General features: G+C 67.6%; 18 protein-coding genes and 1 pseudogene. 13 read left to right on the forward strand and 6 right to left on the reverse strand.

Annotated elements, in window-relative coordinates; translation table 11 throughout:
- Positions 1–15: 15 nt before the first annotated feature.
- Together O3438_RS00470 and O3438_RS00475 are read left to right on the forward strand one after the other, a co-directional pair.
- The gene (locus O3438_RS00470; protein WP_269677986.1) at positions 16–996 is read left to right on the forward strand and encodes a helix-turn-helix domain-containing protein; all 981 of its coding nucleotides are present in this window, start codon (positions 16–18) and stop codon (positions 994–996) included.
- Positions 997–1,266: 270 nt separating this feature from the next.
- A complete protein-coding gene (locus O3438_RS00475; protein WP_269677987.1) occupies positions 1,267–1,593 on the forward strand; it encodes a DUF6355 family natural product biosynthesis protein in 327 nt (108 codons plus the stop codon).
- 284 nt (positions 1,594–1,877) lie between these two features.
- On the opposite strand, the gene O3438_RS00485 is transcribed toward O3438_RS00475, so the two are convergent.
- On the reverse strand, positions 1,878–2,066 hold the full coding sequence (locus tag O3438_RS00485) for a hypothetical protein (RefSeq protein ID WP_269677988.1): 189 nt from the start codon (positions 2,064–2,066) through the stop codon (positions 1,878–1,880).
- Positions 2,067–2,139: 73 nt separating this feature from the next.
- Here O3438_RS00485 and O3438_RS00490 point away from each other — a divergent pair.
- The 5 genes and pseudogenes from O3438_RS00490 to O3438_RS00510 all read left to right on the forward strand — a co-directional run bounded on the left by O3438_RS00490 (position 2,140) and on the right by O3438_RS00510 (position 8,232).
- Positions 2,140–2,594: pseudogene (locus O3438_RS00490) on the forward strand (transposase).
- A 1,052-nt stretch (positions 2,595–3,646) separates the two neighbouring features.
- Positions 3,647–4,111: a hypothetical protein gene (locus O3438_RS00495; protein WP_269677989.1), complete on the forward strand. Its 465-nt coding sequence runs from the start codon at positions 3,647–3,649 to the stop codon at positions 4,109–4,111.
- 81 nt (positions 4,112–4,192) lie between these two features.
- The gene (locus tag O3438_RS00500) at positions 4,193–5,110 is read left to right on the forward strand and encodes a hypothetical protein (RefSeq protein ID WP_269677990.1); all 918 of its coding nucleotides are present in this window, start codon (positions 4,193–4,195) and stop codon (positions 5,108–5,110) included.
- 174 nt (positions 5,111–5,284) lie between these two features.
- The gene (locus O3438_RS00505) at positions 5,285–5,665 is read left to right on the forward strand and encodes a hypothetical protein (RefSeq protein WP_269677991.1); all 381 of its coding nucleotides are present in this window, start codon (positions 5,285–5,287) and stop codon (positions 5,663–5,665) included.
- Positions 5,666–5,760: 95 nt separating this feature from the next.
- Positions 5,761–8,232: an ATP-binding protein gene (locus tag O3438_RS00510; RefSeq protein WP_269677992.1), complete on the forward strand. Its 2,472-nt coding sequence runs from the start codon at positions 5,761–5,763 to the stop codon at positions 8,230–8,232.
- A 693-nt stretch (positions 8,233–8,925) separates the two neighbouring features.
- On the opposite strand, the gene O3438_RS00515 is transcribed toward O3438_RS00510, so the two are convergent.
- Complete coding sequence (locus tag O3438_RS00515; protein ID WP_269677993.1) at positions 8,926–9,333, reverse strand: carboxymuconolactone decarboxylase family protein; 408 nt, start codon at positions 9,331–9,333, stop codon at positions 8,926–8,928.
- A 306-nt stretch (positions 9,334–9,639) separates the two neighbouring features.
- On the opposite strand from O3438_RS00515, the gene O3438_RS00520 reads away from it, so the two are divergent.
- Positions 9,640–12,417, forward strand: coding sequence for a helix-turn-helix transcriptional regulator (locus O3438_RS00520; protein ID WP_269677994.1), 2,778 nt, complete (start codon positions 9,640–9,642; stop codon positions 12,415–12,417).
- 36 nt (positions 12,418–12,453) lie between these two features.
- Positions 12,454–13,482 (forward strand): alpha/beta fold hydrolase, encoded by a 1,029-nt coding sequence (locus O3438_RS00525; protein ID WP_269677995.1) that lies wholly within the window; start codon positions 12,454–12,456, stop codon positions 13,480–13,482.
- Positions 13,483–13,577: 95 nt separating this feature from the next.
- On the opposite strand, the gene O3438_RS00530 is transcribed toward O3438_RS00525, so the two are convergent.
- The 3 genes from O3438_RS00530 to O3438_RS00540 form a co-directional block, all read right to left on the reverse strand.
- On the reverse strand, positions 13,578–14,279 hold the full coding sequence (locus O3438_RS00530; protein ID WP_269677996.1) for an alpha/beta hydrolase: 702 nt from the start codon (positions 14,277–14,279) through the stop codon (positions 13,578–13,580).
- 32 nt (positions 14,280–14,311) lie between these two features.
- Positions 14,312–15,226 (reverse strand): carotenoid biosynthesis protein, encoded by a 915-nt coding sequence (locus O3438_RS00535; protein ID WP_269677997.1) that lies wholly within the window; start codon positions 15,224–15,226, stop codon positions 14,312–14,314.
- A 197-nt stretch (positions 15,227–15,423) separates the two neighbouring features.
- Positions 15,424–15,600, reverse strand: a complete 177-nt coding sequence (locus O3438_RS00540) for a hypothetical protein (RefSeq protein WP_269677998.1) — start codon at positions 15,598–15,600, stop codon at positions 15,424–15,426.
- 294 nt (positions 15,601–15,894) lie between these two features.
- Between O3438_RS00540 and aroQ the strand changes: the two genes are divergently transcribed.
- Both aroQ and O3438_RS00550 read left to right on the forward strand, forming a co-directional pair.
- Positions 15,895–16,452 carry a gamma subclass chorismate mutase AroQ gene (aroQ, locus tag O3438_RS00545; protein WP_269677999.1) on the forward strand — a complete coding sequence of 186 codons (558 nt, stop codon included), beginning with the start codon at positions 15,895–15,897 and terminating at the stop codon, positions 16,450–16,452.
- Positions 16,453–16,583: 131 nt separating this feature from the next.
- A complete protein-coding gene (locus tag O3438_RS00550; RefSeq protein ID WP_269678000.1) occupies positions 16,584–18,053 on the forward strand; it encodes a dihydrolipoyl dehydrogenase family protein in 1,470 nt (489 codons plus the stop codon).
- Between the two features lie 19 nt (positions 18,054–18,072).
- On the opposite strand, the gene O3438_RS00555 is transcribed toward O3438_RS00550, so the two are convergent.
- Positions 18,073–19,623 carry a helix-turn-helix domain-containing protein gene (locus O3438_RS00555; RefSeq protein ID WP_269678001.1) on the reverse strand — a complete coding sequence of 517 codons (1,551 nt, stop codon included), beginning with the start codon at positions 19,621–19,623 and terminating at the stop codon, positions 18,073–18,075.
- Positions 19,624–19,701: 78 nt separating this feature from the next.
- Between O3438_RS00555 and O3438_RS00560 the strand changes: the two genes are divergently transcribed.
- Complete coding sequence (locus O3438_RS00560) at positions 19,702–20,505, forward strand: hypothetical protein (RefSeq protein ID WP_269678002.1); 804 nt, start codon at positions 19,702–19,704, stop codon at positions 20,503–20,505.
- A gap of 453 nt (positions 20,506–20,958) precedes the next feature.
- The gene (locus tag O3438_RS00565; protein WP_269678003.1) at positions 20,959–21,873 is read left to right on the forward strand and encodes an alpha/beta fold hydrolase; all 915 of its coding nucleotides are present in this window, start codon (positions 20,959–20,961) and stop codon (positions 21,871–21,873) included.
- The last annotated feature ends 8 nt before the right edge of the window (positions 21,874–21,881 follow it).

Consider the following 21,881-nt stretch of genomic DNA (forward strand, 5'->3'; position numbering starts at 1 on the left):
GCGCGAAGGTGAGTCATGGACGTAGTCAGCACCACCGAGGTCCCGGTTGAAGACGGGTTCGCCTTCTGGCGCGAGGTAAACTCGAAGCTCTGGGTGCCCTACGATTTACGCTGCGAATCGCAGTGGGAGCCCGGATTTCGGGCTCAGGTCGGAATCAGCGAGTTCGGTCCCGTGCAGGCCACATTAATGACCACGATGCCGCACTCGGTCCACCGCACTCCCAAGCTCATTCGGCAGGCCGATCCCGAGGTGTTCAAGCTGGGTTGCCTTGTGCGCGGTGGCGGCATGATCACGCAAGACGGCCAGCGCACAGATTTCGGCGTGGCGGACCTGATACTGTATGACACCTCCCGGCCCTACCTGGCCGAATTCACCCCGGACGTGCCAGTTAGTCAGCTGCTGCTCCTGCGCTTCCCGCGCACGTTACTGCCGTTGCCCTCTCGGGAGTTGCGGCGCCTGAGCGCAGTTCGCATCCCTGGCACCCAAGGCGTCGGCGCGTTATCTTCACAATTCCTGCTGCACCTTGCCCGGCACATGGACGAACTCAGTCCGTTGGACGCCGCCCGGCTGTCCACCCTCACCATTGACGTGTTGACAGCGGCGCTGGCCAACGCGCTGGACGTCCAAAGCGCGGTGCCCTCCCACACCCGACGGCGAGCGTTGATGGCTCAGATCCACGCCTTCGTCCGAGAGAATCTGGGCGATCCACGCCTGACACCGGACGCGATCGCCGCAGCGCATCACATCTCGTTGCGATACCTGCACAAGCTGTTCCACGGGGAAGGGCACACGGTCGCCGGCTGGGTCCGCGAGCGTCGCCTGGAGCAGTGCCGACGCGACCTCGCCAACCCCCAACTAGGCGCGCGCCCGATCCACGCGATCGCCGCCCAGTGGGGGTTCACCAGCCCGGCGCACTTTAGTCAGGCGTTCCGCAGCGCCTACGGCCTTTCGCCACGCCAGTTCCGCGAGCAGTGCGCGAGAGTGCGCGCAGAATAAAGACTTGTGCGCTTACCAGTAACGACAGACGCGGATGTGGCCTGCACTCTTGTCTTAGGAAGTCCGCTCAGTCAGGGTTGAATCTGATTCCGGCTTACGGAAGAAGGTTCACTTGAGCGTGTTACATCGATCCGCGTTTTCCCGATGGAAGGAGCGCGAGGAGGTACACCGATCACTTCATGCAGCCAGCAGCATCATCTAGGCCGCAGCGGCGGCTGACAGGAGACCATTGTGAAAATGTGGTACAGAACGGCGTTTCGGATTTCGGCAGTGACCGCGATCCTCGGCGCACTCACCCTGTCCGGGACCGCGGCACAGGCAAGTCCGGGAGCCAGCTCCCGCCTGTCCCAACCCGAAACCACCGCGGTTTCGGAGCAGGCCAAGCCCGGCAGCGAGGACGTCGCCGCGCAGGTTTGCGGCTACTACGAAGACGCGGTGACGGCCTGGTACAACCACTGCGGGAGCACCCATGTGATCATCTACGTCGACGCGACGTGGCCCCGCAACGACTGGACCTGGTGCATCGGCCCGGGAACGTGGGACATCGGCGGCGCCAACGCCGTATCCAACGCCTGGTACTCGGGTCAAACTTGTTGAACCGCCAGCCAAGCGCTGCGCGATTCTCCACCTGCGTTCGGTGGTTGCGGATCAGGTCAGCGAGGCAAATGAGGGTGCGGTCGGACAGGGGAATCGCGGCAGGGTAGGACAACAGCGAGGCTTCCGGTTGGGGCATCGGATCTTGGTCGACTGCTGCCTTACCGGGAGCCTCGCCCTACGTCGATCCCTGCCCCCACCCCACCGCCGTGACCAGCCCCGTCACGGTAGGGCCGCCACTGGACGCCGACAACCGCGCGTAGCCGGCGCAGAGAGTAGCTGCCGGGTCACGACGCGGCGGCGATGAAGTAGCCGGCCTGGTCGACGATGACGTGCGACGTACCCGAGCTGTTGTGGAAGAGGTCGATGCCGGAGCCCACGGCGACCACTGTGGCATTTGAGGCCGTCTCGCCGGCGACGAAGTTGACGTTCGAGGCGGTGGGTCGCTGCCCGCCGGCGGGGTAGAGGGTGAGCACGCCCGGTTTGGTCGGAGCGGTGACGGTTACGTTCCCGAGCAGGGCAGTGGGGGCGGGGCAGGCCGGGTTGCAGATGGCAGCGCTGCGGAACGGTGCGAATGGGGCGGTCTCAACCGTTCGGTGGAAGGTCGGGCATCGCGGCGACAGCCCGCAATTCACCACGGTCCTCGACCGCATCCGTGTCACCCGGTCCGGGCCCGGCCGGCCCCGGACCCGCCGGCAGCAGGTCCTCGCAGACCGGGCCTACACGTCCAAGGCCAACCGCGCCTACCTGCGCCGACGCGGAATCCAGGCCTGCATCCCGAGCAAGACCGACCAAGACGTCCACCGCCTCGCGAAAGGCTCCCGCGGCGGCCGCCCACAGCCGCCTTCAACCCCGAGACCTACCGCCGGCGCCATGTCGCGGAGTGCGGCATCAACCAGCTCAAGCAACACCGCGCCATGGCTACCCGCTACGACAAACTGGCCGTTCGCTACGAAGCCACCCTGACCATCGCCGCCATCAACCAGTACCTCCGAGCCTTATGAAACACGGGCTAGCCGTTGCTGCAGTGCACCTGAGAACCGTTGTTCTGCAGGTACTCGTCCCAGACCCAGCCGTACCTGTTCGTCGCCGTTCGCAGGTAAGTCCAGGTTCCAGTCTCTCCGATTACGAAGCAATGGTAGTCGACGGTGTTGGCGGTCGTGGCAGTTCCGATAACGTCGCAGGACCAATCCGGCCCATTGCGGATAGAGACGCTCCGCAGGAAGTACTTTCCGTAGGAGCTGTCGTCGACGTCAGGCCCGCTGACGCCACATGGCAATGCCATCGCTGGTGTCGAGTATCCGACCACGGACAAGCCGACTGCCGTTACCGTTAGCGCCATGACCTGAGCGATTCTACGCCGCATTACTTTTGCCCTTCCCTGGACTGCGCTCCAATAGATACAGATCGTATTCAGTAAATTAGCGGCAGTTGACTATAGGATCAACCTCCTCAATTCGTAGACGAGGCTCAAGCGCCGACCGCGCAATGCAGGTCCATGGATGGGGTCGTGATGGCCCTCATGGAAATCGACGCCGGCAAAACGCTGGGGTCAGCAATAGCTTGATGGTGTCGCGTCGGCCAGGTCAACCGCCGAACGTGTCCCGAACAGTTCGGTTTTGTTCGAGCAGGTCAGAGCCCTGAGAGAATCTCTGCCCGAGTCTCTTCGCCAACGCCGTGATCTCCTCGTCACGTCGGCTTGGTCGCCTGCGCCGCTCATGGTCGAGAAGAGGTTCTCGACCACGAAGGCCACCGCTCCTTGAGGGTTCGCTGGCGCTGTGCCCTTTCCTTCGCCGGCAGTGAGCAGTCGAGGCTCACCCTCTTCCTGACGCTGCGGTGGAGGGTATGTCGCCAGCCAGTTCCTCGAATCGGCGGCGGCTTTCGGTTTCGGCCGGCCCACTGGGTCCGGTCGGCGGACTCCGTTCGAGATCGTCCGAGACCATCCGGAGTCGTCCGGGACCGCACTCCAGGGCGCAGGCAGCGGCAAAGCTGTTCCCCAGTCACGGCGGTGGGCGGAGCCCGACCGCCTTCATGCGTGCGACGAAGGGGAGCAGTGATGCGCAGAAGGTTCGCGACAATGGTGATGGCCGGACTTCTCGCGGTGGCCGGTGCCACGTTCGCGGCACCGCCGCCGGCGATGGCGGACGAACCGACGTTCTGCGGGAACTGGCTGTCCAATCCCAACCTGGCCAGCAACATCAGCGCCGTCTCGGGCACCCAGTACACCATTCCGAACGCGGGCGGCGCGTACATCCGCGTGAACCAGGGCCAGTACTCCGGACGATGGTTCGCTTGGGCGAAGGTCTACAACCCCGAATCCACCGGTGTGGTGGCCCTGATCTGGAGGTACACCCCGAACAACAGCCTCTACCAGTGCGGGCGGCGCGATGGCAGCTACGGCTGGTCTCTTGACTACACCGCCGGTGTTCGGGACACGGAGACCTCGGTCGTGCAGGCCAAGTACAGCCGTAACCCAGGCTCCGGCACCGTCTACTACGGCGGCGCGTCCACCTGGAAGTAGTGGTTGGTGGCCTGCCTCGTCTCCGTACGGGGCAGGCCACCCCGATTCGAGGGAGCGACGATGTCGTGGCTGAGACGGATTGTGGCGCTGGCCCTGCCGGCCGTCCTGCTGGTGGGCTGTTCCGCGCCTGAGGCGGAGGTGCCATCCGTGCCGCAGATATCCCACGAGCCCGGCGCGGCGGTGGATCTGAGCCTGCCGTTCGACAGGTACGAGCTCTCGCCGGAGGGTGCCGTCCAGGTGTCGCGCGCGCTCTATGAACTGATCGAAAAGTGCATGGCGGGGTTCGGCTTGCGACTGGACGTGCCCCAGGCGACGCCGCTGAAATATCCGGTGCACGCGACGCAGCTCTACTGGCAGGGAATGTACGACGTACGCGAGTACGGCTACGTAGGCCCGCCAGGTTTCGTCGACGACATGTCCGCCGCCGCCCGACGGGGTAGGAGGCACCTGCTGATCCCCGCCGAGCAGGCTGCGGTCTACTTCGGCCAGGCCGCCTCGCATGGTGCGATGGCCGTCCCCGCCGGAGGCTGCGACGGTGCGGCCGAGCGTGAGATCAACGGCACCGCAGAGCGACCCGTCCTCACCACGGTCGACCCCACCGTGGAGCCACACCTCGCCTTCGAATGGTTTGAGGGCCGGGCTGCGGACCGAGCCATGGCCGACGCACGCTACCGGTCGGTGCTGCGGGCGTGGAGCGAGTGCATGGCCCGGGACGGCCACCACTACCTCGATCCGGATGCCGCGGCCTCCGACCCACTGTGGAACGGCCGCGGTGCGCAGCCGAGCACGCCGCCGTCCAGCGAGGAGGTCGTGGTCGCGGTCGCCGACCGCGCCTGCCGCACCAAGACCAACCTGACCGGCGTCCTCAGGTTTCTCATCGCCGAGTTCGAGAATGAGGTGCTCGCGGAGCATGGATCCGACGTCGAAAAGGCGTCCGCGCTCCTCCGCGCGCGAGCACGCAACGCAGCGCGCGTGTTGGACACGTCCCCGATCAACTAATTCAAGTCTTGCCTACCGATCACTGTTTTCTCGGCTTCGGTACGGATCCAAGCATCTTCGTACACCTTGATGTCTTGATCTAATTTGTCGTCGACGATTGGCTCACCACACGCCGTGGTGGCACAACTGTTCTTTCAACCGCGAATACCGACTAGCTATGTGAAAGGGATCGACATGACGCACACTCTGTGGCAACGAGGGGTCGTGATGGCGGGGGCGGGCGTGCTGGGCGTCGGAGCGTCGCTGGCTGCCGTCCTGCCCGCCCAGGCGGCCTGCAGTTGGACCATCTCCACGCCGGTCAAGAGTTCCGGAAATGCTGTCACCACGGGTACCACGTCGGGTTGCGGCGCCTCCTCCGGCTGGGAGACGCAGCTCTACGTCTGGAACGGCGCGAGCTGGCAGTTGCTGAACTACTCCAGCTTCAGTGGCAACAGGAGCCGCTCCACAAGTCACCGATGCTCGAGTACGGCCAGCCACACGTTCAAGGGTGCGATCTACAATGCCGCCACCGGGGCGTCCAAGACGTCGACGACCACGTTGGCCTGCGGCGTCTGACTCCGACGACGACACACGCCGAGGGCTTTCTGGCCCATCCGACCAACGAGCTCAACACGATCCGACCGTAAATCGAGACAGTTACACTCCTCACCGTGCCAGATCGAGCACCGGTACCCAGCACGGCGACCACCGCAGAGGAATATGTGGCAGCGCTCCGCCAGCTGAAAGCCTGGTCGGGGCGCTCCTTCCGGGATCTGACCCGTCTGGCCCGGCAGAGAGGGCGGATCCTGCCCGCGAGCACCCTGGCTTCGGCGCTCGCTCGACCGACACTGCCCTCCCTGGACATCGTGGTCGCCATCGGCGAGGCGTGTGAACTGCCGCCGGACGAGGTGGCCGAATGGGTACGCCGGCGCCGTCAGCTGGCTCAGTTGGAGGTCGTGGGGGAGACCGCCGCCGGTGCCGCCCCCACCAGGGCGGACCTGATCACACCGTATCTGCTGCCGACTGGGCCGACCTCGTTCGTGGGGCGGAAGACGGAACTCACCCGGGCCGGGCACATTCTGCGCGCCGACGGGCAGAGCGCGCGTACGGTAGTGATCACCGGCCCGGCCGGGGTGGGAAAGACAACCCTCGCGGTCCGGCTGGCACAACTGGCCGTCGAGCATTTTCCGGACGGACAACTGTTCGCCGATCTGCGTGGCCCGCACCCCCAATCGGGCGTCTCCTGGCACGTTCTCGGTGTCTTCCTCCGCGCCCTCGGCGTCAGCAGCCACTCCGTGCCCGCCGCGCTCGAAGAGCGCATCAACCTCTACCGCAGCCTGCTCGCCCAGCGAAGTGTGCTCATCGTTCTCGACAACGCCGCCGCCGGCCGGGATGTCCAGGCTCTCATCGCCTCGGGGCCGAAGACCGCCACCATCGTCACCAGTCGGAGCGTCCTACCCGGGCTGGACGGCTTTCGGGTGCCGCTGAGGTTGCTCAGCGAGCCGGAAGCGCTGGAGATGGTCAAACGCATGATCGGTGAGGAGCGGGTCGCCCGCGAACAACCCTCCGCGTTTCAGATCGTCAACCGCTGCGACCGGCTTCCGCTGGCCGTGTGGATTGCCGGGGCCCGCTTGGCCGCTCGCCCGGACATGCCGCTGGGCGCTCTGGCCAGGGCCCTCGCCAACGAGCATCGAAAGCTTGATGAGCTGACGGTGGGCGATGTGGCGGTACGGGCCAGCATCGAGCTGACGTATGCGGCGCTGTCCAGAAGTCAGCAGGAGACGCTGTCCTATCTGGCACAGGTCAACACGGTGGACGTCGCCCCGTGGGCACTCGCGGCCTTGGTGGACACCTCGCCGGCCGACGCAACCAAGCTGCTCGACGACCTGGCGGAGTTGCATCTGTTGTTTGTGCGCTACACCGACAACGCCGCACCGCGCTACCGGATGCACGACCTGGTCGCCGCGTTCGCACGGGACAAGGCCGCGCAGACCCTCACGCCCGTCGAGACGGAGCGGGCGAAGTTGCGGATGCTCGGCGGGGCGTTGGGCCTGGCGTGCGCCGCCGGCATCCGGATCAATACGGACTTTGACGAGGTGCCGTTCGCTCCCCCGCCCTGGTCGTTCAGTGACCAGACACGTGACACGGTGCTGGACGACCCGCTTGCCTGGTTCCGGGACGAGTACGGTTTCCTCAAGACGCTCGCCGAAGACATGCTTCCGTCCGTACCGCTACCCGCAGCTGGCCTGATCGTGGCCCTTGCGCCATTCATGCAGCTGTCGGGCTACTTCGACGACTGGCTGCACTTGCACAGCCGCGCGTTGGGGTCGGTGACTGGTGGCCCGGTCGGAGCCAGCCTGCGGCGCAACCTCGGTGAGCTGTCGACGATTGTGGACGACTACCCGGCAGCGGAACGCCATTACCGCGCCGCGATCGAAATGCTTGAACCCTCCGACAAGGCGCGCATCGCCAGCACCTCGGCTGGGTTGGCCTACCTCTACCGATTGCAGAGCAGGTATGCCGAAGCGGAGGAACACTTCGTCAGGGCCATCCACCTCGCGGAAGTGGCCGGCAATGACAACTGCCTGATCTACGCGACGACCGGCCTTGGCGTCACGCTGATGGAGCAGGGACGCCGCGACGAAGCGGTGGCGGTGTTCGACGAGAGCCTGCGGCGCAGCGTGGCCATGGGTTACCTGCCGGGGCAGGCGCAGGCGTGGCGCTGCCTCGGGCAGATCGGTCGGCTGCGCGGCGACTACGCCACCGCCGAACGGCACTACCGTACCGCCGAGCGAATCAGCCTGTCGCTGGGCGACCAGTTGAGCGCGACACACGCCCGGTGCTGGCTCGGTGACGTCCTCGTCAAACAGGGCAAGGAGGTCGAGGGCCGGCGTGTGCTGGCCGAATGCCTCTGGGTCTACCGTGCCGCGGCGAACCGCTGGGGGGAGGCGGCCGCGCTGCACTGCCTGGCCGAAGCTCAGTTGTCTGCCGGAAGACCGGACCTCGCCCAACGCCGTGCCGAGGTGGCGGTGGCCATCTGGACCGAGGTTCATTCGCCTTACTGGCTGGCCACGGCCATGGCCACGCTCAGCAGGGCGCGGAACCTCTTGAACCAGTCTGACCTGGTGAGGCGGTCGAGATGACGACGCCCTAACTGTCTATGTCGGCAACACGTCCCGCGCCGATCGGCTAAAAGTCCACCAGCACGGGGGTGCGGCGGGATCTAACGGACGTAGCCCCACCTTGACATCGTCGTGGGTCGCGGAGTTGGCAGCCGACAGCGTGCGGGTGAACACCGTAGGCCCCGTAACCCGCCACGGTGTGCTTCTGCCCGTGGGCGGCGGAGCCCTCGCGATCTGAGCGAGCGAGGCGGATGCCCGTGGCGCGCATCCCGTAACCGGCACGGCCACGGGGGCCTCGAAGGGCATCCACGCGTACCTCGCCGCGGTGCTGAGGCCTGCGGCGACGGCGTGGCGGTCGGGCGATGCGTGCTTGTGGAGCCGGACGCGGACGGCGGGACGCGTGCGTGACCAAGATCGTCGAGGATGGTCAGGGTCTGCCGCCAGGCATCTCGCCAGTAGCAGGGGAGGGCTTGAGCGTGCTGGCCGAATCGGTAGCGGGCAAAGCCCATGCTCCGCCACGTGCTGGCCTGCCCTTCGCGGTTGACGAGGGTCTGGTGCAGACCGACGGCGAGGTGAGTGCGCCACCAGGTGTGGCTTCCACGCCCAGCAAGCCCCGAGCGCTCGGTGGCCTCGTCGACAGATCCAAAGGCGTCAGCCTGAGCAGGTCCGGCTGCCCGTCGAGTGGCGTCCGCTGATGCCGTGGCGACGGATGGGTCAGCCGGCTGGGGTGGGTCGGACGGGGAGCAGGTTGCGCTCTGCGAAGACCTTCTTGGCGACGAGGGTGGCGTTGACGGCCCGCGGGACGCCGCAGTAGACCACCGCCTGCAGCAGCGCCTCGACGATCTCCGACGGTGTCAGGCCCGCGTTGAGCGCGCCGTTGACGTGGACCTCCAGCTGGGCCTCGGCATCACCGAGGCCGGTGAGGATGCCGAGGGTGAGCAGCTCCCGGTCCCGGCGGGCGAGTTGGGGCCGGACATAGAGATCCCCGTAGGACCAGGCGACGGATCGACGGCTGAGCTCGGGTGAGACGTCGGCGAGGGCTTCCAGGAGTCTCTGCCCGGCGCCGCCGTCGGCCTGCCGCAGGGCCTCAAGACCCCGCTCGTACTGCTCGTCTCCCGCCATGGTCCCGCCCTACCTTTGCCCGATTGTCCTGTCGGCTGGACCGGCGGGTACCCGTCACCGTGCCGGACAAACGGATCACCTCCCGCGCGAGAGTCGACGCGGGGCGAGGCGCGGGCGGTGTTCCCAAGGCAGTGCCGGGCACGGGATGGGTGTGGGGCATCGGGAGCGCCGTCCCGCCGGCGACACCGACCCCCGGCAGCAGTGCGAACCTGCTGAGGACGAACCAGGTCACCGAACTGGGGTTTGTCGGTGGGGTTGGGCACCGCGCCTGCTCAGCGGTCACGTCCCCGACTAGGGTTTATGGCGATGTTTTCCCAGGAAGGCCGCGATGCGGCCATGAGCAGACACAGACGGCGCAGCGTGCTGTTGGATAGGAGCGCGGAACGCGCGGCGCTTGATCAGCTGCTCGCCGGTGGGCGTCTCGGAGTCAGCGGGGCCCTCGTACTTCGCGGTGAGGCGGGAATCGGCAAGACCGCCCTGCTGGATTACGCCCTGGCCCAGGCCGGAGACTGCCGGATTGTTCAGGCCACCGGGGTGGAGGCCGAAAGTGAACTCGCGTTTGCCGGCCTGCATCAGATCTGCGCGCCGGTTCTAGATCGCCTTGCGCGGCTGCCCGCTCAGCAGGGCCGCGCGCTGAGCACCGCGTTTGGTCTGAGCGCTGGCGAGACCCCGGACCTCTTCATGGTTGGTCTGGGAGTGCTTGGCCTTCTTGCTGGCTTTGCCGACGAACAGCCGGTCGTGTGCGTCGTTGACGACGCCCAGTGGTTGGACAAAGCGTCGGCCAAGGTCCTCGGCTTCGTGGCCAGGCGCCTGAGAAGCGAGTCGCTGATCATGATTTTCGCGGTGCGCGGCAACCTCGACACTGACGACATGCCGGAGCTGAAGGGCTTGCCGGTCATGACCGTCAGCGGCCTGTCCGACGAGGATTCGCGGGCGTTGCTCGCCTCGACGTTTCACGGGCGAGTCGACGAGAGGGTGCTCGACCGCATCATCGCCGAATGCCACGGGAATCCCTTGGCGCTTACCGAACTGCCCCGTGGCTTCACCGCCGCCGAGCTGAGCGGTGGCTTCGGAATCTTCAACCACAGCGCCCTGCCTCGCCGTATCGAGGAGAGCTTCCGGCGGCAGATCCGTGCTCTGCCTCCGGACGCGCGAACGTTGCTCCTCGTCGCGGCGGTCGAGCCGCTCGGGGATCCCGTGCTGGTGTGGGGCGCTCTCACTCGTATGGGCGTACCCGCCGAGAGTCATCTCGCTGCCTCATGGCCCGCTGCGGAATTCGTGGACTTCGGGTTCGGGGTCCGGTTTCGGCACCCACTGTTGCGCTCGGCCGTCTACCGGGCCGCAAGCGAAACGGACCGGCGAAAGGCGCATGCGGCGCTCGCCGACACCATGGAGCCCAGCACGGATCCGGACCGGCGAGCCTGGCACCGGGCGCAGGCAGCCACAGGACCCGACGAGGACGTAGCGACCGAGTTGCAGACATCTGCGGCTCGGGCACAGACCCGCGGCGGGTTCGCGGCTGCCGGAGCGTTCCTGGAACGAGCCGCGGAACTGACCCCGGATCCGACACGAAGGGCCTCGCGGCTGTTGGCGGCGGCGCAGGCCCGACATGTGGGCGGTGCTCCAGACGTCGCGCTGCGCCTGCTCGCCCTGGCCGAGGCCGACCATTCATCCGACCTCGACCGGGCCCGCGCGGATCTCCTGCGGGCCGACATCGCCTTCACGGTCGACCGGGGCCGCGAAACGGCAGACCTCTTCCTCAAGGCGGCTTCGCGGCTCGAGCCGCTGGACGTCGGTCTCGCCCGGAGCACCTACCTCGACGCGTTGCGGGCGGCCTGGTACGCGTCAGACTCCGGCAGCAGCGGCACCCTGGGAGATGTCGCCCTGGCCGCCGCTGCTGCTCCGGATGCCACAGAGCCAGCGCGACCGTCGGACCTTCTCCTGGACGGCTTGGCGGTGCGGTATACCGCGGGCTTCGCGGCCGCAGTGCCGAAGATGAGAGAAGCGCTGAAGGCGTTCCAGAATTCGGACCTGGCGAAGGAGGGCGGCCTTCGATGGTTGTGGTTCGCCAGCTCGATCGCCACTGACCTCTGCCAGGACGATGCGGCAGACGCACTCACCGGCAGCTACGTCCGGCTGGCGCGCGAGAGCGGGGCGTTGGCCGACCTGCCCTTGGCGCTGACGACACGCATTCTCATGCACCTGTTCGCCGGCGACCTGTCCGAGGCATCCGTGTTGATCATGGAACTTGACGACGTGGCGGACGGAACTGGGATCCCGGTGCCGAGTTATATGGCTCTGCTGCTCGCTGCCTGGCAGGGCGACGAGGCGCGGACCATCGAGTTGGCCGCAGTCAGCGCCGCCGACGCCCGCCGCCGCGGTGAAGGGCTCGCCCCGGCGATCGTCGGTTGGGCCCAGGCGCTGCTGTACAACGGCGTGGGCCGGTTCGGTGAGGCACTGGGCGCAGCTCAGCTGACGATCCAGTCGAGCCTGGAACCCGGGGTGTTGACCGGTGCGCCGCTCGTCGAGCTGATCATCGCCGCTGCCCGCACCGGGCAGTCCGAATCCGGGGCTGACGCGTTGGAGCGGCTGTCCATCTCGACGCAGGCATGCGGCACCGACTGGGCGCTGGGCATGGAGGCGTGCTGCCGTGCCATGCTCACCGGCAACGCGAGGGCGGAGGACTCGTACGTTGAGGCAATCGAGCGGCTTCAGCGTACGAGGATTCGACCGCTGACGGCACGCGCCCACCTTTACTACGGTGAATGGTTGTGGGAGCTGGGGCGACGCGACGACGGCCGCGACCAGCTTCGGATGGCCTACGACATGTTCACCACGATGGGCATGGAGGCGTTCGCCGCCTCAGCCGCTCATCGACTGGGATTGACCATCCGTCAGCGGCCGAGCAACGACACCGGCTCGCTGACGCCGCAGGAGACCCATATCGTCAAGCTGGCCCGCGAAGGGCTTTCGAACGCGGAGATCGGAACCCGTTTGTTCATCAGTCCACGGACGGTCGAGTGGCATCTGAGCAAGATTTTCGCCAAGTTGGGCATCACCTCACGGCGTCAATTGCGTCGCTGACCCCGGGACGGTGGCGGCGCTGGGACGCTGCGGAGCATGTGGTCGCGCTCGGCAACGGTCGGCCGGCTCGGGTCGCCGACCACGAAGCACATCTGGAGCCGCATGTCACAGCGTCATTTCGTCGCTACTAACGGTATCAATCTTCGGGTATGGGAGGCGGGCGACGGCCCCCTCGTCGTACTGCTGCACGGTTTTCCGGAGTCGGCTCACTCGTGGCGACACCAGATTCGTCCCTTGGTCGAAGCCGGCTACCGGGTGGTCGCTCCCGAGCAACGCGGCTATGGCGGCAGCTCACATCCGCCGACCGTCGAGGCTTATTCGATCATGCACCTGGTAGGCGACATCACCGGCCTCATCCGAGAGCTGGAGGCCCAGGATGCCGTGCTGGTCGGCCACGACTGGGGTGCCACTGTCGCGTGGAGCCTCGCCCTCATGCGTCCTGACCTGGTCCGGGGTGTGGTGGGGCTGAGTGTTCCCCCCTATCTGCGGGGAGAGAGCGGACAGCTGACCACCATGCGCGCGATGCACCACGGGCGGTTCTACGTGAACTACATCGAGGAGCCTGGCGTCGCGGATGAAGAGTTCGGCGGTGACCCGATGACGAGCCTACGTCGCACCTTCTACGGCGTCAGCGGGGACAACCCGGCGAACCAGGCACCCCGCGACATGCTGGTCCCCCCGGGCGGTGGGTTACTGGACGCGGTCGACCCGGAGCACAGTACGGCGCTGCCAGGATGGCTGACCGAACAGGACTTGCAGGTCTACGCCGCCCAGTTCGAGGGCGGTTTCACCGGAGCTTTCAACTGGTATCGCAACCTCGACCGCAACTGGGAGCTGACCGCTGCCTTCGACGGGCTGCGCCTGCCGATGCCCGCGCAGTTCATCTCGGGTGAGCTGGACCCGGTACTGGCGTTCCGCGGGCTCCGCGACTACGTGCAGACCCTTCCCCGTCGACACGACCGGTTCGCCGAGCCCATCTTCGTGCCAGGGTGCGGACACTGGATTCAGCAGGAACGCCCGCAAGAGGTCAACCGGCTGCTGCTTCAGTTTCTGGCAACCCTCTGACAGCCCATTCCGGCCACGACCGGTCCGGCCGCAGAACGGCCGGACCGGCGGTGGCATCCTTGACAGGGGTTCGGGCGGTCAGTCAGCTCGCATTCCTAATTCGCAGCGGCTGCGCCTGTACGAGATATCAGGATGTCTGCGACCTGGTCAGGCTTCGACAGCATCGGTGAGTGCCCCGTCGGGATCCGGACGACATCCGTCGCCTGCGCCGCGTACTGCTCCTGCAGAGAGACCGGGAACTGCTTGTCCTCGGTGCAGATCACGTAGGTCGAGGGAACCGTACGCCAAGCCGCTCGCGTCGTCGGCTGCACACAGGACAGCAGGCTCTGGTCGACAAGCTGGTCGATGGCGGCCTTCGCGTCGACGTCCGAGAGATCCGAGTAGAACGTCTCCCGCGGATTTCCGTACGCCTCGCGCGGGGCGAGGCCGCTGGGGTCATCAGGCACCGGAATGCCGAACGCCGTCGCGGCGGAAACCCCTTCGGTCGGCATGAAGGCGGTGACGTAGATCAGGCGGACCAGGTTCGGGTGGTCGTCGCCGAGCTGGGTGATGGTCAGGCCTGCGTGGGAGTGACCGACCACCACGACCGGGCCTTCGATCTCCCGCAGCCTGGCGGCCAGCGCGTCGGCATCCTCGTACAGGCCTGCTGTGGGCTGCTGGCCCGCGCTGGGCATGCTGATCGCCTCGGACTTCCATCCCTGGGCGTCGAGAATGTCTTGTACGGGTAGCCAGGCGGACGCGGTGTGATAACCGCCGTGGACGAGCAGGAAGGACGGGGGAGGGGCAGCGTCAAGCAAGGAGAAGCTCCTTCTCGTAGACATGCGACCGCTTAAGAGCGGTGCGGATCGGCCAACCGCAGAGCGGCCAGCAGGGCCAGGAAGCCCATTCCGTAGATGGCGGAAAGAGCCGAGCTTTCGTAGACGTCCGCGGAGCGCCACAGGTATCCGGTGGCATCCACGACGTGTGCTGGCACACCGTCGTGGCCGCCGGCCAGCCAGGTGACGACGTAATCGCCGGCCACCACGACGTAGGCGACGACCGGTAGCGCCAGGTAGCCGCCCCGCCGCCGTTCGAGACAGTCGGCCTCGGGTCCCCACCGGCGCAGGTACAGCGCGAAGAGCTGGTAGAAGACGTAGACGGTCAGGCTCCAGCCCAGGAAGTTCGTGAGCGGCACCCCGAAGTACCCGCCGCCGTCCTCCCACTCCCAGCGCCCCCGCAGGGTCGACGACGACGGGTCCAACGCCAGATCCCAGGCCACCATGGTGAAGGAGGCGACGAGGGGCGTGCCGATGACTGCGACGACAGGACTGCCCCGGTGCACCGGGCGGAACAGGATGGTGGCGATGCGCCAGGCCATGTAACCGACGGCGAAGTAGGCCGGCCCGATCAGCACGGGTACCTCGATCAGCTTGGCACCCAGCTCGTTGGTGTAGTGATAGTGGCCGAACGGCACGCCGCTCAGCACGCCGATGTCCTCGATGACGTTGCTGACCACCAGCGCCAGCAGGAGGAAGACCAGAATCCCTCGCCATCGGTAGGCCACAGCGCCGTGCGACAGGGCGAACGTCAGCTCCATCAGCAGGCTCACCGCGGTCACCACCGAGCCCGCCAGAGGCAAGGGGATCAGGTTCACGATCGCGTCCACGCCGACGGCGATCCACATCACGACGAGGACTGTCCGGGTGGGGCGCAGCCGGCGTTCGCGCCGATCCCCGGCCTCGATCTGTTGGATTTGAGCACTCACAACCAACAGGTACGAACCGCAGCGGGCGAAGTTCTCTCGGTGGGGGAGATCACAAGGCGTGGGCTCGTGTGGCGTGGTTCAGGTCGGGTCGCGCTCCGGTTGTGGTGGGGTATCAAACCGGGGCGGATCAGCGGAGCCCAGACAGCATGACGACGCGCAGCCCGTCGGGCTCGGGCTGCGCGTCGTGTTCGCGGATGTCAACTGTTGATCGCGCCCATGATGGCGGCGTTCGTCCCGCCGTTCTCCGCCCGGTCCGCCGCCTTACGAGCCTCCTCCGGGGTGGCACCTCCTGCGGATGCACGCAGGTACGCCTCCTGGCGCCGCTGCTGGATCTGCTTGTTCCGCCGCTCCTTGAGCCTGCTCCACATGGTCATGACGAGATCCTTTCCGAATCGGGGCGCCGACAAACCGCGAGGTCGTTGTCGGATAGGGCCCTGCACACGCCCTATCGGCGCAGGACGACCATGCGGCCGAGGTTGGTGCGTCCACCCCAGTCGGAGTGTCGTGTCCATGCCTGACATCACGGCTAACGCCTGGACAAGTTCTCGTGACCTCGGTCTCCGGTCCTCCAGGTGCCCAAGGACGCGGGAGCGGCAGGCGACGTGCAACGTGGCGGTAGGCACAGGCCCGCAGTCGAACCGGGCGCTCAAGCCGACGTGAGAGCGGTCATGGAGTGGTCAGACTGGAACAACCAGACTTCCGCCGACGACGTGAACGAGCAGGAGTCGCTGCTCACGGCACTCGCCGCGGCACGCCTCGCGCTCGGCCACAAGGTCGCCGCCGCCAAGTACGGCAGCACAACCCCGATCGACGATGAAGCTCGGGAGGAGCGGCTGCTCGCGGACGTCGTCGCGCGTTCCCGGGAGATCGGACTCGACCCGTTGCTCAGCTGTCGCTTCTTCCGGGCCCAGATCGAGGCCAACAAAGTGCTCCAGCGCCGTCTGCACGCCCTGTGGAGTGATCATCCGGAACTGCGGCCACGGCGCCGGCCGCATCTGGATTCCGAGGTGCGTCCGCAACTCGACATGATCACGCAGCAGATGCTTCTGCGACTGAAGGCACTCGAGTGCGCCCGAACGGCCGCGCACCGCGTCGACGGCACCCTCTGCGAGTCACTGCGCGGCCTGCACGAAGAGGCCCTGCGCATCGCGGTCGGGCGGATCCAGGGACGCGCAGACACGAACCTGACATTTGAGGGCTCCCACCAGGACCACCACGAGTGGTGAGGCGTCCGGCACCAGGTGGTTGACCGGTGTTGCCCGGGGTCGGCCCCGGGCCGATTCGGATTCGCTCGGCGCGGCCGAGGGCGACAGTGATCGAAGCTGACCTGACTATGCGATCCCGAAAGGCGAGAACGATGGGAAAATCCGAAGTCGAGGCTTCCGCAGACAGGACCTACGACGTGATCGTCATCGGCGGTGGCCCTGTCGGGCAGAGCGTCGCCGCCCGCGCCACGGCAGCTGGTCTCACTGTGGCGATGGTCGAGAAGGAACTCGTCGGCGGTGAGTGTTCCTACTGGGCGTGCATCCCGAGCAAGGCGATGCTTCGCCCGGTGGTGGCGGTGGACGAGGCCCGGCGGCTCGACGGTGCACGGCAGGCTGTCAGCGGGCCCGTCGATGCTGCCGGTGTCTTCCGACGCCGTGACCTTCTCGTCACTGACTGGGACGACTCCGGGCAGGCGCAGTGGGTCAAAAACATCGGGGCCGAGCTGTTCCGTGGCCACGGCCGTGTCGACGGTCCGCGCCGGGTCGCCGTCGCCACCTCGGAGCAGCAGATCGTTGGTCTGACGGCCCGACACGCGGTGGTGCTCTGCACCGGCAGCCGTGCGGCGATCCCGGACATGCCGGGTATCGCCGAGGCGTTGGTCTGGACGAACCGGACCGCCACCGACACCTCGACCGTGCCCGCCCGCTTGGCAATCATCGGTGGCGGCGCGGTCGGCGTGGAGATGGCCACCGCCTGGCAGGGTCTCGGGTCCGCGGTGACGCTGTTGGCGCGGGAGCCGCGTCTCCTACCACGGCTCGAATCCTTCGCCGGCGAGATGGTCGGTGCGTCTCTGCAGACGGCGGGGGTCAACGTTCGACATGGTGTGACAGTGACGTCGATGCGTCGGCCGTCAGCCACCGGTCCCGTGACGCTGATGCTCGACGATGGGGCCGAGGTGGAGGCGGACGAGGTGCTCGTCGCCGTCGGCCGCGTCCCGCTCACGGGCGACATCGGTCTCGAGACGGTGGGGCTCAGGCCGGGGTCCTGGCTCGACGTGGACGACACCTGCCGAGTACACGGCGTCGACGGCGACTGGCTGTACGCGATCGGTGACGTCAACCACCGCGCGTTGTTGACCCACCAGGGCAAGTACCAGGCCCGCATCGTCGGGAACGCCATCGCATCCGTTGCCGCAGGTCAAGCTCTGGACACCGCGGCCTGGGGACGGCACGCGGCGACGGCGGATGTGCACGCCCTGCCGCAGGTCATCTTCAGCGATCCCGAGGTTGCGGCGGTCGGACTCAGCGCCGACCAGGCGCGCCGCAATGGCCATGAGGTGCGGGTCGTCGATGTCGACATGGCGGCCACCGTCGCTGGCGCCCGGCTGTTCGCCGACGACTACCAGGGCCAGGCCCGCATGGTCGTCGACAGCGCCACCGAGCGCGTCCTCGGCGTGACCTTCGTGGGGCTCGGAGTCGCCGAACTGCTTCACTCGGCCACGGTCGCGGTAGCCGGGCAGGTACCCATCAGCCGGCTGTGGCACGCCGTGCCCCCCTTCCCGACGGTCAGCGAGGTGTGGCTGCGGCTGCTGGAGGCGTATCGCGACGGGAACAACGCCTGACCGCTCGTCGACGCCAAGGTCACGATCCCGCGGTGCCGGCCTGCCCGCGAAGGTCCCGAAGTGGTTGGAGCTTGGCACGGGACCGGACGCCGAGTTTGGGGAAGGCCTTGTACAGGTGGTACTCCACGGTACGAGGGCTGATGAACAACTGTGCGGCGATCTCGGCATTGCTGAGCCCGGCCTGGGCCAGCGACGCGACCTGGGTCTCCTGCGGGGTCAGCTGACGTCGGCTCCCGTCGGGCTGCCGATGCGTGTTCTCCCCGGTCGCGAGCAGTTCTCGGCGGGCCCGTTGGACGAAAGCATCGGCGCCGACCTCGCCGAAGTGCCTGCTCGCGGCCCGGAGCTGAGCCCGGGCTTCGGTGCGGCGGTTACGCCGACGCAGCCATTCGCCGTAGAGCAGCTCGGTTCGTGCCAGCCGATCGGGCAGGCCGGCGCGGCCGAGCCGCTCGATGGCCTCCCGGTAGGACGCCTCCGCTTTCTGGTCCTTGGCGATCAGCGCCTCAGCGGTGGCGTGGACGCCCAGCGCCCAGTCGCCTCCGGCCGCAGTGGTGCGCTGCCCGAGCTGAACCGTGGCTCCTGCGGCCAGATGCTCGTCGCCTGCGCGGACCGCGGCCTCGACCAGCTCGATCAGCGCCCAGCCCGTGAAGCCGGGATGCTCCGACCGTGCCGCCTCGCAGGCCGCCTCGACGGCCAGGTCGTACCGCCCCGCGGCGTTGTGCAATTCCGCGGCCGCGACCAGCTCGGCGATCCCGGTGTCGTGACTGCGAGCCCCCTGGGAGAACTGCGAGAGCAGGCTGTCGAGCCGGGGGTCCCGTCTGGTCGCCGTGTGGCGCCGAGTCAGGTCTTGCCAGGCATGGCTGTCCCACACCTCTGCGGCGAGCAGACCCGCGAGGCCGAGCCACCGTGCCGCCCGCAGGTCGAGAGACGGCTCCCGGAAGGCCGCGATTGCCGCCCGCAGCGGCGCAACCGAGCGGGCGTAGCCGTCGAGTACCCGCGTGGCGAGCCCGAACAGAAGCTGGTCGGCTGGACGGCGACGGTGTTCGCCTGCGGTGGCGCGGGCCTCGGCCGCCGTGACGAGCAGCAGCGCGCGATCCGCGGGTCCGCTCGCGGAAGTCGCCGCGAGGAGAGCGTCGAGGTATGCCTCCCGCGCGTCGGCCGGGTCGAGTGGCCGCAGCCGCCGGGCCGCCTCCAGCAGGTGGCGCGCGGAGCCCGCACCGGGACGCAGGGCGGTCTCGATCCGGGTTCGGTGCCAGGTCCGCCGAGCGGCGCGGACAGCGTCCTGCGACTCCGGCGTCACGATGGCCAGGAGCCGCTGGGCGCCGGGGAGGTCGCCGTCGTCGTACATCGCGGCCGACGCCGCGAGCGCGCGGTCGGCGCGTACGCCCGAATCGCTGGTGAGCAGGGCTGCCCTCTCCAGGAACGCGGCGCGGGCGGCTGTGCCCACACGGGGCTGCGACAGGTCGGCGTGGGCTTCGAGATCGTCGGCGAGAGCGTCGTCATGGGTGCCTGCCGCCAGGCCGAGGTGCCACAGCCGCCGCGTCGGATCGCCGGTCGTGTTCTCGGCGAGCATGCGGTGTGTCAGTCGCCGTTCGGCGGGCGCGGCCGAGTGGTAGCTGACCGATCTCAGGTCTGGGCAGGCGAAAACAACATGATCATCAACTTCGACCAGCTGGGCCGCGACGAGGGCTTCGCGGTCGGCGCCCAGCTCGGTGGCCATGCGCTCGAAGAGCAGAACGTCACCGGTCGGGTCGGCCGCCGCGGCGAGCAGAAGCCGCCGGGACACCGGCGTGAGGTGACCGACAACTGCCGAGCAGTGGCCTTCGTGCGAGCACGAAGGGACGCGACGGGGGCCGGGGATCGCGAATCCACCGGCCAGTTCCGCCGCCGTGTGGCCTTGGAGCGACTCCACCAGTGCGCACAGGTTGTCGCCAAACTCTGCCAGCATGCGCTCGGCCACGGCGTCGTCGACCGGACCCGGCACGACAGCCCTGAGCTGACCGCGGAGGTCACTGTGCCCGATCGGCCGGAGGCGCAGCGCCGGAACCTGCCCGAATGGGTCGAGGCGTGGGGTGTGCGAGCCGGCGATCACGATCATCAGCGCTCGTCCGACCGAGTGAGAGGCGACGAAGGCCAGTACCTCGGCGCTGGGCGCGTCCAGCCAGTGGGCGTCGTCGACGGCGGCGCAGACAGGCTGCACCCCGGCGATGCCGCTGAGCAACGCGAGCACAGCGGGGGCGACCGCGCCGACGCTGGGCCTGGGTTCGTCGATCAGGCCGAACGCGGCCTGCAGTGTCGCGAGATGTGCGGCCGACAGGAACGCGCAGTGGTCGAGCAGCTCAGCACAGAGCAGGTGGAGAGCCGCAAAGGGGATCTCCTGCTCGGCGGCAACTGCCCGAACCCGGAGCACGCGGAAGCTGGCAGCCTGATCGATCATCTGGTCCAGGGCTGTTGAACTCCCGGTGCCGCGATGTCCGACGATGCGTAGCCCACCGCCGGAACCGGCTGCGGTACGTCGTCGAAGGTCACCGAGCCGGTCGTCCTCGCCATGACCGAACAGCGGCAACCGAGGACCCGCCGGCAAGCCCAAGGCGTCGGGGTCGCGATCCATCGGACAATCCTGCGCGTCGTCGGCCCGATCGAGTCACGGGTCCGCCACCGGTGGCACCCCCGGACCTGGCAACCGCACCCCGGGAGGTGTGCGAAAAGGCACAAGATGGGTCGAAACTTCAGGCCGAATGCTATTCGCGCCCCGTCGCCTGCTGACGTTCGACAGGCAGCCCCCGGGATCAGGCCCGGGGGTCGGCCGGTGGTGACTCGGAGGCGAAGCCCCTTCTCGCCGAGCCAAGCTCGCAACCGTACAGGTCGCAGACCGTCCTGACGGTGCGTCCGCAGCGAAGGAGGAGCCATGCCCAACGTTCACCACCGGTACGCCTCAGTGGCAGGGCGTCAACTGTTCTACCGGGAGGCCGGCCCGGCCAACGAGCCGACCGTGGTCCTCCTGCACGGGTTCCCGACGTCGTCGTTCATGTTCCGCAACCTGATCCCGGCGCTGGCCGATCGCTATCACGTCATCGCGCCCGACCACCTCGGGTTCGGGCTGTCGGATGCCCCCGCAGCCGGCGAGTTCGACTACACCTTCGACGCGTTGACCGACCTCACCGCCGACCTGCTCAAGCAGCTCGGCATCGAGCGGTACGCCATCTACGTGCAGGACTACGGCGCACCGGTCGGGTTCCGACTGGCCCTGCGCGACCCCGACGCGATCACGGCGATCATCACGCAGAACGGCAACGGGTACGAGGAGGGTTTCGTCGAGAGCTTCTGGCAGACGGTCTGGAACTACCAGAAGGAGCAGACCCCGGAGACCGAGTCCGCCATCCGTGCGGCACTCACCCTGGACGTCACCCGCTGGCAATACGTCACCGGCACCCCCGACGAGACCCTGATCAGCCCCGACACCTGGCACCACGACTACGCCCTGCTGAGCCGGCCCGGCAACGACGACATCCAGCTTGCCCTGTTCCGTGACTACGCCACCAACCCGCCGCTCTACCCCCGTCTGCACGAATACCTGCGGAGCAGCGGCGTACCGGTGCTCGCGGTCTGGGGCCGAGGCGACGAGATCTTCGGCCCGGACGGCGCACGGGCCTTCGCCACCGATGCCACCGATGCCGAAATTCACCTGCTCGAGGGCGGCCACTTTCTGCTCGAGAGCGCCGGCGACACGGTAGCCACGATCATCCGCGAGTTCCTCGGCCGCCGGCTGTCCGTGACCATGCCCGGGAGTGAGAAGGCTGCTCCCGGCGGGGTTTCCAGCTAGCGGGTAAG

Source organism: Micromonospora sp. WMMC250, assembly GCF_027460215.1.
GTDB classification, from domain to species: domain Bacteria; phylum Actinomycetota; class Actinomycetes; order Mycobacteriales; family Micromonosporaceae; genus Micromonospora; species Micromonospora taraxaci.